Genomic DNA, 13433 nt, shown 5'->3' with positions numbered 1-13433 from the left:
TTTAATATTTTAAAATACTTGGAACGAGGTTCTATGCGCAAAGCGCTAAAAGTAAGACAACTATTCTGATTATAGCATAAAAGAGGAGTAGTTTGTCTTAAAAAGCATCTTGCATTATGATACGCTTTATTACAAACTCACACTTATAAAATAGAAGAGCCTTATCATAACTAATGAGACAATTTATTCTGGAGTTTGTACGCCATGGCTGATCACAATATTCCCCATTTTCAAAATGACCTTGGATATAAAACAATCGAAATTGGTGTGAAAGAGTTTATGTGTGTAGGCGCTACACAACCATTCGATCACCCTCATATTTTTATTGATATGGGCGCTGCTGATGAGAAAATTTGCCCTTACTGCTCAACCCTTTATCGTTATGTTCCCTCGTTATCGTACGATCAAACAAACCCAACAGGATGTTTATATCATCCAGACAAGCTATTATAATGTGTTCTAGGGCTTTCTTAAATAACTACTCTTTTAATTCTGCTTGTTTAATATGAAATCGTTTGTAGAACAATCACCCATCATCGTTGGAGGAGGAATCGCTGGTTTAAGTACCGCTTTAGCACTCGCTCATAAAGGAATTGCAAGCATCATTATTGAAAAGTGTAAAAAACTTGAAACGATAGGCGCTGGTATTCAACTGACACCAAATGCAACATCTATTCTTGCTCGCTGGGAACTTCTTAACAAACTCACTGAAGTTGCGACAATCCCACATTTTCTTGAGTTAAAAGATGGAATATCTTTAAAAATACGTCTACGTGCTCATCTTATCACTCTAACAGAAAAATACTGGAAAGCCCCTTATATGACGATTCACCGCGCGGCTTTACAAAAAATTTTATATAATGCAGTGATTGAAAATCCTTTGATCAAATACAAAGCAGGCGAAACGATTGTATCTTCTACCCAATCGGCAACCAACATTAAAATAACCACAATAAAAACAGATACAGAAACACAACAACAGCTTTATTCAACCCCTCTCCTGATCGGATGTGATGGCGTTTGGTCAACACTACGGCAACAATTTCCTTTTCATGAAAGAGCAAATTTTAGTGGTTTTATTGCTTGGCGAGCAACAACAGTACTTGATAATCTTCCTCAAGACTTTCGTTCTTCATTGCAAAATATGAAGACAATTACGGCTTGGATGGGACCAAAAAATCATCTTGTTGTCTACCCCATTAAATCGTCAGAAAAAATTGTAAATTTTGTCGCTATTACACATGGGGATAATTCAAAAGAGGGATGGGCCTATAAAGGAGATAAAGAAAAACTTAAATCTCTTTTTAAAGCTTGGAATTCAAAAATCTTACAAATCTTTGATCATATTGATGAATGGAGTTATTGGCCACTCTTTCAAATGAAACAAAATCGTTTTATCGGTTTAGAGAGACAAGTATTTGTTGGCGATTGCGCACACGCTGCCTTACCTTTTGCAGCACAAGGTGCCGCTATGGCAATCGAAGATGCCGCCACATTAGCAAAAGCACTTTCATTGAAAAATCTTTCATTAATGAAAGCACTTTCGCTTTACGAAAAAACACGTACCACCCGTATTGCAGCAGTAAAAAAACGCGGAGATTTCAATAGATTAACCTATCATGCAACGGGGCCCATAGCAATTGCACGTAATCTCATGATGAAAATTCGTACACCAGAGAGTATTATGTCAAATCTCAATTGGCTTTATATGTATGATGCGATGAATTCTATAAAAAATCGTGATAAAAACTTATAAAATTCTTCCCGTACTTTGAATATTATGAAAGAAAGAGATTTTTTGACTCTATGACACTAAAAAAATATCATAATTTACTCAAATAAAAGCAATATTTTTCTAAACCTACAATTCGATTTTAAAAGATCAATTTTTAACTCTCCTAAAAGCAAAAACACCACTCAAAATCAGCTCCCATCTTTAATCTTTCTTTAACTCAATTCTACATCAACAACACCCTGAATTAATTTCATAGCATTTGCGACATGTGAATTTACCTTATATCGCTTAGGAAGCGCAATTTCAACTTCTCGCAATCCATCCTCTTGAATTAAAATAAGTCCAACCTCTCCATTTCCCCCAAGATTTAAATTTTGTTCAATTTGTGGAAGCATATCAACTGTTTTTATAAAAAGACGCATCATTTTATGCTGCTGTAACGCTTCTTTTTCCAAAGACTGAATTGTCTCAATTCGCAAACTAACTCCTTCAGAGCGATTTTCTGCGCTCACCGTAATAATAAAAGATTTTCCGGGTTCTAGCATCTCTTCATAATCCGAGAGTGCCTCAGAAAAGAGAACTGCTTCATATTGTCCACTTGTATCAGAAAAATGAATAATTCCCATTTTTTTACCAGATTTTGTTTTGCGCACGTTTTTTGCCACAACAGTTCCAGCAAGCCGTGCAGCCGTTGCTCCTCCTTTAACGGCATTGGAAAAATTACCCCAAGTCTGAACGCGTTTTTTAGCGAGAATGGCTTGATACTCATCCAATGGATGAGCTGAAAAGTAAAAACCTATAGCTTGAAATTCTCGATAAAGTTTTTCAGCCAACAACCAAGGGGTCGTTTGCGATAAAATCAAGGGCTCTTTTAATCCGCCAGCCATTCCAAATATGTCAACCTGCCCGCTAGAATTGTCATCGAGAATACGAAGCGCTCGCGCATGAAGGGTTCCAAGATTCGCTAATAAAACTTCGCGTGCAATGTTAAAACAATCAAAAGCGCCAGCACAAACTAAACTTTCCATCGCACGCTTATTAACAATACGAGGATCAACACGCGCACAAAAATCTTCCAAATCCTTAAAAATCTCATTTCCACGACAAGTGACAATATGATCTACAACCGTTTCTCCCACACCTTTAATGGCCGCAAGAGAATAATAAATACAGTTATCACCAACCTCAAAAATACGATGAGATGTTTGTATAGAAGGTGCAATAACTTCAATACCCAGCCTTAACGCTTCACGCCGAAAATCATTGAGCTTATCGGTATTCGTCATATCATACGTCATTGAAGCAGCTAAAAACTCAACGGGATAATTGGCTTTCATATACGCTGTTTGATAAGAAACAATCGCATAAGCAGCAGCGTGTGATTTATTAAAACCGTAATCGGCAAATTTTGCTAAAAGATCAAATATAATATCAGCTTGCTCTTTATCAACACCACCAGCAACAGCGCCATTGACAAAACGCGTACGCTGTTTTTGCATTTCTGCATGAATTTTTTTCCCCATAGCGCGCCGTAATAAATCAGCTTCTCCAAGCGAGTAACCAGCCAGCACCTGAGCAATCTGCATCACCTGTTCTTGATAGACTATAACACCTTGTGTTTCTTTAATCAGATGATCTATTTTAGGATGAATAGAAGCTATCTCCTCTTCCCCGTGTTTACGTGCATTATAGGTTGGTATATTCTCCATTGGACCTGGACGATAAAGCGCAACCAGCGCAATAATATCTTCAATACGGTCTGGCTTCATTCCAATCAGCGCCTTGCGCATACCAGAACTTTCCACCTGAAACACACCAACCGTTTCACCACATGCCATTATAGCGTAGGTTGCTTCATCATTTAGAGGGATATTTGACAAATCTATTTTGATCTTCTTTCTGGCAACAAAATCAACAGCCATTTTCAAAACAGTCAGTGTTTTTAGTCCAAGAAAATCAAATTTTACCAACCCTGCCTGTTCTACATATTTCATGTTAAATTGTGTAACAGGCATATCAGAACGAGGATCACGATACATCGGGACAAGCTCCCAAAGCGGCCGATCTCCGATAACAATCCCAGCAGCATGCGTTGAAGCGTGACGATAAAGCCCTTCCAACTGAAGTGCTATATCTAATGCGCGTCCAATGACGGGATCTTTTTTCTTTTCCTCTTCAAATTTAGGTTCATCCTTAATAGCATCCGCTAATTCTACCTGACTTCCTGGGGTGGCAGGAATTAATTTTGTAAGATAATCCACCTGACGATAAGGAACTTCTAAAACACGCCCCACATCACGCAAAACTGCACGTGCCTGTAACTTACCAAAGGTAATAATTTGAGCAACTTGATCACGTCCATATTTTTTTTGAACATATTGAATAACTTCTTCACGCCGCTCTTGACAAAAATCGATATCAAAATCTGGCATCGAAACACGATCTGGATTGAGAAAACGTTCAAAAAGAAGGGAAAAACGCAATGGATCAACATCGGTAATCGTTAATGCATAAGCAACAAGTGAACCAGCACCAGATCCCCGCCCTGGACCAACAGGAATATCATGAATCTTCGCCCATTTTATGAAATCTGAAACGATAAGAAAATATCCAGAAAATTGCATACGCGTAATAACTGAAATCTCATAATCTAATCGCTGCTCATAATCTGCAATCGTATACCCTTCAGCCAATCCAATTGTTTCAAGGCGCATCTTCAAACCAGCTTTAGCTTGATTTAACAATTCACTATCTTCTGCTTCTAAAGTATTTTCTGAATTAGAAGATTGTTCTATAAAACGAGGCAATATCGGTTTTCGAAGAGGCGTAGCAATATGACAACGCAATGCAATTTCAACACTATTTTCCAAAGCTTCTGGAAGATCAGAAAACAGCGCAACCATTTCATCTTGTGACTTCAAGTAATGATCTGGCGTCACCCGTTTGCGATCTGGATTAGAGACGATTTGTCCTTCTGAAACAGCCATCAACGCATCATGCGCTTCATACCCCTCTCTCTTCAGAAAAAAGGCTTCATTCGTTGCAACAAGAGGAATTTCATGTGTATAAGCCAATTCAATAAGATCTGCTTCTACTCTTCGGTCATAAGAGCCATGTCGCTGTAATTCCACATAAAGACGATCAGAAAAAATTTTTTTTAAATAAATTAAGCGCTCAACAGCGCGTTCTTTTTTTTCTTCTAACAAAGAACGATTAATAGGTCCTCCCTTTCCACCCGTTAAAGCGATTATACCTTCACTGTGTTCTGACAACCAATCAGCTTTAATATGAGGAGGATCAGTATCACATTTATCAAGATAAGCACGGCTTACAAGACGAACCAAATGAGCATAACCGGTTTCGCTAGAAGCGAACAGAACAATAGAGCAGAAATCAGAAGCATTACGTCCTTTAACCAAATGTGAATGATCATTTTCATCACAAAAATCAACGGTAAGCTGACAACCAATAATGGGTTGAACCCCATGAGAAAGACAATACTGCGAAAACTCCAAAGCACCAAATAAATTATTGGTATCGGTAATAGCAACCGCTGGAGCATGATCTACAATCGTCTGTTGAATAATTTGTGGGATTTTTAAAGCTCCTTCGAGCAAGGAATAAGCTGAATGCACTCTCAAATGAATAAAGCGAGGAAGAGAATTTTTGTACTCTTGCATTTTATTTTTATCTTTAACCACTCTCACAATTTCCTACTATAAACTAAATGCCAAACAGCCCCCTTAAAGAAAAAAATTCAGGCTAGCATAACTTTAAAGCTATAAATTTTATCATCTCACATAGAAAAAATACCCTAATTTTATTGATATTTATAAGAGAGTTCTATCAAGAAAGTGCCTCTATTCACAGCAAATAAACGCCTAAAATAAAAAGAAGCAAAATATGCCATAAGTACTTTCATTTTTTTATTTTATTTCTCTTTTAAAGATAATTTCTCTTTTTACAACGCAATGTGTAAATAAAATATCATCTTCTTTAATGACTTTATCCCCAAAAAGCTCTTCTAAAGGTCTAGAAAAAACAAAAAGAGCAGGTTAAATTTTCTCATGCCTCCAAGTCTTCTTGCCCCTCTTTTCAACTCTATTCGAACCCTTTCTGGTATTACACCTAAAGTCTATGGCTTACTGACCAAACTCTTAAATGTTAATCCTACACAACGGGAAGCAACCCTTATTGATCTCCTTCAATTAATGCCCCATTCCGTTATAGACCGCAGAATGCGTCCTAGTATTGCTTGTGCAAAAGAAGGAGATACTGTGACGCTTGAAATTATCATTGATCAACATCAACCACCACCCCGTGGTCATAACCGAATTCCCTATCGTGTTATTGCGCATGATCAAACAGGAAAAATAAATTTAGTCTTTTTTCATGCTCAACCTCTTTGGCTAAAAAAACAACTTCCCGAAGGCAAAAAAGTCATTGTATCCGGAAGAGTTGAATGGTTTAATGGGCAGCTTTCAATGGCGCATCCAGACTATATTGCCCCAAGCGAACAATCAAATCAGATACCTCTCATCGAACCGATTTATCCATCTACTGCAGGACTAGCGGCCAAGACACTAAGACGCGCCATACAAAACGCTCTTGATTTTATTCCTCTTCTACCAGAATGGATAGACGAAAATATAAAAAAGCAGCAAAATTTTCCTTCTTTTTCTGTTGCTTTACGCCGCATCCATGCGCCCATTAACCCCGATGATCTATCCTTAGAAAGTACAGCACGCAAACGCCTTGCCTATGATGAATTGTTTGCTTGTCAATTGGCGCTAGGACTCGTGCGTTTGAAAACTAAATCTCTTGTTGGCACTTCTCGACCAGCAACAGGAATTTATACTAACAAATTGCTCAATATCCTCCCCTTTCAACTCACAACCGGACAAAAAAAAGCAGTAGAAGATATCGCAAATGATCTTGCTTCACCAGAACCGATGCTAAGACTACTCCAAGGTGATGTAGGCGCAGGAAAAACTGTCGTTGCATTAATGGCAATGGCACAAATTGCTGAAAATTCAGGACAATCAGCTTTAATGGCACCAACCGAAGTGCTTGCCAGGCAACATTTTGCCACTATTGCCCCTCTTGCCGAAAAAATCGGATTACAAACAACGCTTTTAACAGGACGAGAAAAAGGAAAATTGCGGACAAATATCTTAAATGATATTCTGTCAGGTCAAGTTTCTATTGTTATCGGAACTCATTCTCTCATACAAAACAGCGTTACTTATAATAATCTCGCTTTAACCATTATCGATGAACAACACCGTTTTGGTGTCCATCAACGTATCGCTCTTACAGAAAAAGGCAATAAAGCTGATATGCTGGTTATGACCGCCACGCCCATTCCGCGCACACTTGTCTTAACAGCTTTTGGTGATATGGATGTCTCTAAAATTACAGAAAAACCAATTGGGCGACAACCCATTACAACAGCAACCCTTTCTTTAAAACGTCTTCATGAACTTATAGAGCGAATCGCATTTGCATTAGAAAAAGGAGAAAAGCTCTATTGGATTTGTCCTTTAGTGGAGGAATCGACAGCTCTTGATCTCACTTCAATTGAAAACCGCTTTGTATTTCTTTATGAGCGCTTTGGAGCACACGTTGGTATGATCCATGGAAAAATGTCTACAGCAGAAAAAGAAGCCGCTATGGCATCTTTTAAATGTGGAAATACACGTATTTTAGTTGCAACCACCGTCATTGAAGTGGGAGTAGATATTCCAGATGCTTCGATCATTATCATCGAACACGCGGAACATTTTGGTCTTTCTCAATTGCACCAATTACGTGGACGTGTAGGACGAGGCAATAAAAAATCTTCCTGCATTTTGCTCTATAAAGATCCACTGACTAAAACAGCAGCAACACGCCTTAATATTATCCGCAATACAGAAGATGGTTTTGAAATTGCTGAAGAAGATTGGCGCCTACGAGGCGAAGGAGAACTTTTAGGTACAAAACAATCCGGAGTCCCTGAATTTCATATAGCAAACCTTGCAGTTCATAGCGATCTTTTGTCAATGGCAAGAAAAGATGCTCGTTTATTTTTACAACGCGATCCTCATCTTTCTTCTGAGCAAGGACAAGCTTTACGGTTGCTCCTTTATCTTTTCGGACACAATGACGCTACACGCCTCTTACGAGCAGGATAACAAAAACCCTCTAATAAAAAACTTAACTACCTCTCTGCTCAAATATGGTTTTTTCTCTTAGAATTACCCATAAATGATCTACGCAGTCTCTTACCATCTTTATGCTTCATGAACGAATAATAAATCAACTGCATTAAAACAGTAGAAGCAATATTGCGTCTTTTTTTACCATTATATTCACATAACTGATCTATTTTTTGATAGGTAAGAAAATATTTTTCGTTTTATCGTAAAGGATTTAGGAATAAAAAACCTTTCTTCAGTATTCTCGTTCAACAGAGAAAAATGAAAAAATAAGTTTCATTATAAATCAATTTCTTACACTTGATTATTCTCCAAAAGATTCAGAAATATACTTTTATTCAACCGTGACTGATTTTGCTAAATTACGGGGTTGATCAACATCTGTTCCTAATAAAACAGCCGTATGATAAGCGATTAACTGAATGGGGAGAGCATAAATAATAGGAGCAATAAATTCTGAAACATCTGGCAAAGTAATCGTTGATAAAGTCTTAAGACACGCTACCTCTGCTCCTTTTTTATCGGTTATTAAAATAATACGACCATTGCGCGCTACTACTTCTTGCATATTAGAAAAAGTCTTTTCAAACCATCGATCATAAGGCGCCACAACAATAACGGGTATTGTCTCATCTACCAACGCAATTGGTCCATGCTTCAACTCACCCGCCGCATAACCTTCAGCATGAATATAAGAAAGCTCTTTCAGTTTAAGAGCTCCCTCCAAAGCAATCGGATAAGAAGTTCCACGTCCTAAATAAAGAACACTTTTTGCATTCACCAAATCACGACAAATAGATTCAACTTTGCCTTCTAATTTTAAGACCTCATTTAAAATACGAGGAACTTCTGCCAACTGCTGAACCAATTGCTGTTCCATTTGAACTGTAAGATAACCACGTTGTTTAGCAGCACTAAGAGCAAGTGAAGCAAGCGTTGCCAATTGACAGGTAAAGGCTTTTGTTGAAGCAACACCAATTTCTGGTCCGGCAAGTGTTGGGAGAATAAAATCAGCCTCCCTTGCCATTGTTGATTGCTCTACATTCACAATTGTTGCTGTTTTTACACCCCGCTCACGACAATAACGCAAAGAAGCCAATGTATCAGCTGTCTCACCAGATTGAGAAACAAACAGCGATAACACATCAGACGTTATAGGAGGTTCACGATAACGAAACTCCGAAGCAACATCATTATCAACACTTAAAGCGGCAAATTTCTCAAACCAATAGCGCGCAACTAAGGTTGAATAATAAGCCGTTCCACAACTCGCAAAAAGGAGACGATGAATATTTTTCCAATCAATCAAATTCTCAAGGGGTCGAACGACATAATTTCCAAGATCAAGATAATGCGCCAAATTATGAGAAATCACTTCAGGTTGTTCAAACATTTCCTTGTGCATAAAATGACGATGATTACCCTTAGAAATCAATAAAGCCCCTTCAAGTAATGTCGTCACAGGACGTTTTACCGGTTGATTATTAGCATCATAAATTGTAACACCTTCCCGTGTGAGAACAGCCCAATCCCCATCTTCCATATAGCTAATATAATCAACGAATGGTGCCAAAGCTATGGCATCTGACCCCACAAAAAATTCATCTTTTCCATAACCAATTGCCAGAGGTGGACCAGAACAAGCCGCAATCATAAGGTTATCTTCACCTTCGAAAATAAGAGCAATAGCAAAAGCCCCCTGCAGCCTTTTCCAACTGGTACGTATGGCTTCTTGCGGAGAAAGACCATCTTTTAATGCACGCGTTATTAAATGTGCAATAACTTCCGTATCCGTCTCTGTTTCAAAGATACAACCATCCTCTATGAGTTCCTTTTGCAGTTCTACAAAATTTTCAATAATACCATTATGAACAATCGCAAGCTTTTCAGTCACATGGGGATGCGCATTGCGTTCAACAGCAATTCCATGCGTAGCCCAACGGGTATGACCAATCCCTAAACTTCCCTCCAGAGGTGTTTTTTTTAATTTTTCTTCTAAATGAACAAGCTTCCCCTCAGCACGTACACGATAAAGATGCCCATTATGGACCGTTGCCACCCCAGATGAATCATACCCTCTATATTCAAGACGTTTTAACCCCTCAACCAAAGAGGACGTAACACACCTCTTTCCAAGAACTCCAATAATTCCACACATTAAAAAGCTCCAACCCACATCTTAAGATTCAAATTTTACAAAACAATCCAACAGCCTTTATTTAAAACTATAAATAAGAAAAATAATTCAAACATGGAATACGGCAATCTTTAAGAATAAATCTTCCATCCATCGTTAGATTAACACGAAACAAAAGAATAAGCTGAAAATAATCATTTTTTCTGTTTGTTTTCTAACAAACGCTCTCGAAATTTTGTCGCATAGCCCTCTTTTATAACCTGTCGTGCACGCCCAAAAGCCATACTGTTCATAGGAATATTTTCAGTAATAACACTTCCTGAAGCAACATAAGAACCATCCCCTATTACCAATGGGGAAACAAGTGCCGTATTAGACCCAACAAAAGCATGATCACCAATCATGGTTTTATATTTGTTAAATCCATCATAATTGCAAGTAATCGTACCGGCTCCAATATTGGTATGTGCACCAATTTCGGCATCACCAATATAACTTAAATGATTGATTTTAGAAGATTCTCCTACCTTAGCTTGTTTGACTTCACAAAAATTTCCAATCTTTACGGACTTTGCCAACTCTGTTCCAGGACGCAAACGTGCATAGGGACCAATCTGTGCATCTCTACCAACCACAGCACCTTCGAGATAACTAAATGCATGAATAACCGCACCAGATTGTACTTTTACGTTTAACCCAAAATAAACATTTGGTTCTATCACCACCCCTGGTGCAATTTCTGTATCATAAGAAAAATAGAGTGTTTCTGGCTTTAAGAGTGTAACACCCGATAACATTAAATCGCGCGCTTTACGTTTTTGCCACAAAGAATCAGCCTCAGAAAGCTCAAAACCGTTGTTAATCCCTACAATATCTTCAAAAGGAACTTCAACAACACGCACATCTAATCCTTCGCGTGTTGCAAGAGAAGCAATATCTGTTAAGTAATATTCTTTTTTCACATTATTATTACCAACTTTCTCTAAAAGAGAAAGTGCATGTTTTCCACGCATAGCGAGTATTCCACCGTTACAAAAAGAAATCTTTTTTTCTTCATCGCTAGCGTCTTTTTCTTCTACAATTGCAATCAATTGACCATTTTTCTCGAGAAGACGCCCATAACCTGTTGGATGTTTGGTATGAAAACCTGCAAAAACAACATCTGCTCCATCAGCAAGCTGTGCACGCATTTGGTGCAATGAATCTTGCTGAATGAGAGGAGTATCCCCAAAAACAATGAGCACATCATCCACCTCCTTTTGCAAAGCTAAACGAGCAGACAAAACAGCATGGGCAGTTCCTAAACGCTCTTTTTGTTCAAAAATCATTACATCTTTTACAAATGACTGAACAACGTGCATAACCTCCTTAGCACCATATCCCACAACAACCGCTAATTGTGAAGAGCCTGCCAATTCTATTTGTTTTAGAACATGGCATATAAGAGGCAATCCAGCAATTTTATGAAGTACCTTAGGCAGAGACGATTTCATGCGCGTCCCCTCACCTGCGGCAAGAACAATAGAAAGACAACTTCTAACCATAAAAACACATAAGACTAACGAGAAAATCCAAAAAAATTCATAATACTGTGCCAACGAATATCTTCAATATAGCTCAACGAAGGATAATGTTCTAAAAGCCAAAATGAAAGATCCTGCATAGAACCTGTTAAAAACAAAATCCCTGTAAGAATAAGAAAAACACCAATGATTTTTTCAACTTTTCCTAAATGAATACGAAAAGCTCCTAAAAATCGCATAAAACTGCTCGAAAATAAAGCTGCTAACATAAAAGGAATAGCAAGACCTAATGCATAAACCGCTAAGAGAACAGCTCCCTCTCCCACAGTTTCTTTTGTTCCAGCAAGCGTTATAATAGGACCTAAAATAGGGCCAATACACGGTGTCCAACCAAAGGCAAAAGCTAAACCGATAATATACGCGCCTAAAGGACCAGCAGGTGTTTTTTTGGTCTGAAAACGCGCCTCACGAAATAAAAAAGCGATCTTGAAAATCCCCAAAAAATTTAAACCAAAAATAATAATGACAATTCCAGCAGCAAGAGCAAACCAATCACGATAATAACCGATGAATTTCCCAATTGTACTAGCACTGGCACCTAAAGCAACAAAAACAGTCGTAAACCCAAGAACAAAAGCAATAACAGAAGATAATAAAGCCCACCGGATAAAGACTTTCTCATCAGGCTTTTCTGAACGAAAATCATCAATACCAACCCCTGCCATATAGCACAAATAAGGAGGAACTAATGGCAAAACGCATGGTGACAAAAAAGAGAGTGCCCCAGCAAAAAACACACCAACTGTTGAAATTTCAATCAAAATTCATACCCCGTCTTTCATCATAGTTTACCCCCATGAACAACGATCAATCCACATCTTCATCAATTTGTTGCATATTTTCTTCATTCGCCACCACACTTATATCTTCATCATGACCAGAAACGACTGAAAAAACTTTTTGATAGATTTTATCTTTATTTTTAGCAATTGCAATATACTCTCCCTCCGCTAACACGAGTGAAACATACGCACCAACTGTTTCATAAACGATATCACCAGAATCATTGGCAAGAGACCAACTTGTATCTGCAAGCGCTTCTCCTCCTTCTTGTCGCACCAACTTTAAGACAATCTGAGCGGCCTGATGTTCAAGAGTAACTTCTGTTATTTTACCCGCATCCACTTGAATATCGGAACGAGCCGTCGCATTAATAGAACCATAATGGGAAGCAACATGGTAGCGGCCAGCTTTTAAACGCACAACTGAGTGGGGTTTAACATTTGATATAATCACTCCCGTATCATCATTTTCTTTTTCATCCTCATAAATGGTAAAACGGAGTTCCTTTTCATTCATTACGCCATTGAGCAGTGTCGCATTTAAAATAACACCACCAGCCTTAAGATTAAAGTTTTTTACAAGACTCTGCCCATTTTCTAAACGAATATGGCGCACAGCACTCGTGTGACCAAATGAGACATGAACAAGATAATTTCCTGGTTCGAGATTAAAACGTGCACTTCCCCCCTTATAGGTTGCCACTAATGGTAATTTATTATCAATCCCTAGAATAGGGGCATAAACCCGCCAGACAAGCCCTTTTTCAATATCCGGATGACTATTTGTTAATCGAGCATTCAAAATAAGTTGTGTTTGAGATGCTAAGTTTTCATTTTCCTGCTCTTGAGTCTTTACAATAAAACTCCTTGATTGTCTCTGCTGCTGATCTTGCTCTTCTCCTGCTTCAGAAAAAGCACAGTGACTCCAAGTCAATAAAGCAAGCACCACGCACAACCATACACATCGGTGCACTATTTTTATAAGAATACCCATTT

8 protein-coding genes are annotated in these 13433 nt (G+C 38.2%); 3 read left to right on the top strand and 5 right to left on the bottom strand.

Translation table 11 applies throughout. From position 1 onward, the window contains the following. Positions 1 to 204 precede the first annotated feature (204 nt). Both ACFILZ_RS05240 and ACFILZ_RS05235 read left to right on the top strand, forming a co-directional pair. Positions 205 to 453, top strand: coding sequence for a zinc-finger domain-containing protein (locus ACFILZ_RS05240; protein WP_375606646.1), 249 nt, complete (start codon positions 205 to 207; stop codon positions 451 to 453). Positions 454 to 505: 52 nt separating this feature from the next. Continuing rightward, positions 506 to 1756, top strand: coding sequence for an FAD-binding protein (locus ACFILZ_RS05235; protein WP_375610453.1), 1251 nt, complete (start codon positions 506 to 508; stop codon positions 1754 to 1756). Positions 1757 to 1947: 191 nt separating this feature from the next. Here the strand turns inward: ACFILZ_RS05235 and dnaE are convergent, their stop codons facing one another. Next, positions 1948 to 5436, bottom strand: coding sequence for a DNA polymerase III subunit alpha (dnaE, locus tag ACFILZ_RS05230; protein ID WP_375610452.1), 3489 nt, complete (start codon positions 5434 to 5436; stop codon positions 1948 to 1950). 366 nt (positions 5437 to 5802) lie between these two features. On the opposite strand from dnaE, the gene recG reads away from it, so the two are divergent. Then, a complete protein-coding gene (gene recG / locus ACFILZ_RS05225) occupies positions 5803 to 7911 on the top strand; it encodes an ATP-dependent DNA helicase RecG (protein ID WP_375610451.1) in 2109 nt (702 codons plus the stop codon). Between the two features lie 358 nt (positions 7912 to 8269). Here recG and glmS read toward each other — a convergent pair whose 3' ends face one another. From glmS to ACFILZ_RS05205, 4 genes are all read right to left on the bottom strand, one after another. After that, complete coding sequence (glmS, locus tag ACFILZ_RS05220; protein ID WP_375610450.1) at positions 8270 to 10093, bottom strand: glutamine--fructose-6-phosphate transaminase (isomerizing); 1824 nt, start codon at positions 10091 to 10093, stop codon at positions 8270 to 8272. Positions 10094 to 10266: 173 nt separating this feature from the next. Next, a complete protein-coding gene (gene glmU / locus ACFILZ_RS05215) occupies positions 10267 to 11616 on the bottom strand; it encodes a bifunctional UDP-N-acetylglucosamine diphosphorylase/glucosamine-1-phosphate N-acetyltransferase GlmU (RefSeq protein ID WP_375610449.1) in 1350 nt (449 codons plus the stop codon). Between the two features lie 14 nt (positions 11617 to 11630). Next, complete coding sequence (locus ACFILZ_RS05210; protein ID WP_375610470.1) at positions 11631 to 12419, bottom strand: cytochrome c biogenesis CcdA family protein; 789 nt, start codon at positions 12417 to 12419, stop codon at positions 11631 to 11633. Between the two features lie 43 nt (positions 12420 to 12462). Continuing rightward, on the bottom strand, positions 12463 to 13431 hold the full coding sequence (locus ACFILZ_RS05205) for a carboxypeptidase regulatory-like domain-containing protein (RefSeq protein ID WP_375682352.1): 969 nt from the start codon (positions 13429 to 13431) through the stop codon (positions 12463 to 12465). Positions 13432 to 13433: the final 2 nt, after the last annotated feature.

Source organism: Bartonella sp. AP40SXNS (assembly GCF_042195825.1).
Taxonomy (GTDB): domain Bacteria; phylum Pseudomonadota; class Alphaproteobacteria; order Rhizobiales; family Rhizobiaceae; genus Bartonella.
Note: the sequence above shows the minus strand (reverse complement) of the source record. Positions and strands in the feature narration are given on the sequence as shown.

What these genes read in the sequence shown, in the direction of transcription:
- ACFILZ_RS05235 (WP_375610453.1), top strand. Translation starts at nt 506, where the DNA reads ATGAAATCGTTTGTAGAACAATCACCCATCATCGTTGGAGGAGGAATC.
- ACFILZ_RS05205 (WP_375682352.1), bottom strand. Translation starts at nt 13,431, where the DNA reads ATGGGTATTCTTATAAAAATAGTGCACCGATGTGTATGGTTGTGCGTG.
- glmS (WP_375610450.1), bottom strand. Translation starts at nt 10,093, where the DNA reads ATGTGTGGAATTATTGGAGTTCTTGGAAAGAGGTGTGTTACGTCCTCT.
- ACFILZ_RS05240 (WP_375606646.1), top strand. Translation starts at nt 205, where the DNA reads ATGGCTGATCACAATATTCCCCATTTTCAAAATGACCTTGGATATAAA.
- glmU (WP_375610449.1), bottom strand. Translation starts at nt 11,616, where the DNA reads ATGGTTAGAAGTTGTCTTTCTATTGTTCTTGCCGCAGGTGAGGGGACG.
- recG (WP_375610451.1), top strand. Translation starts at nt 5,803, where the DNA reads ATGCCTCCAAGTCTTCTTGCCCCTCTTTTCAACTCTATTCGAACCCTT.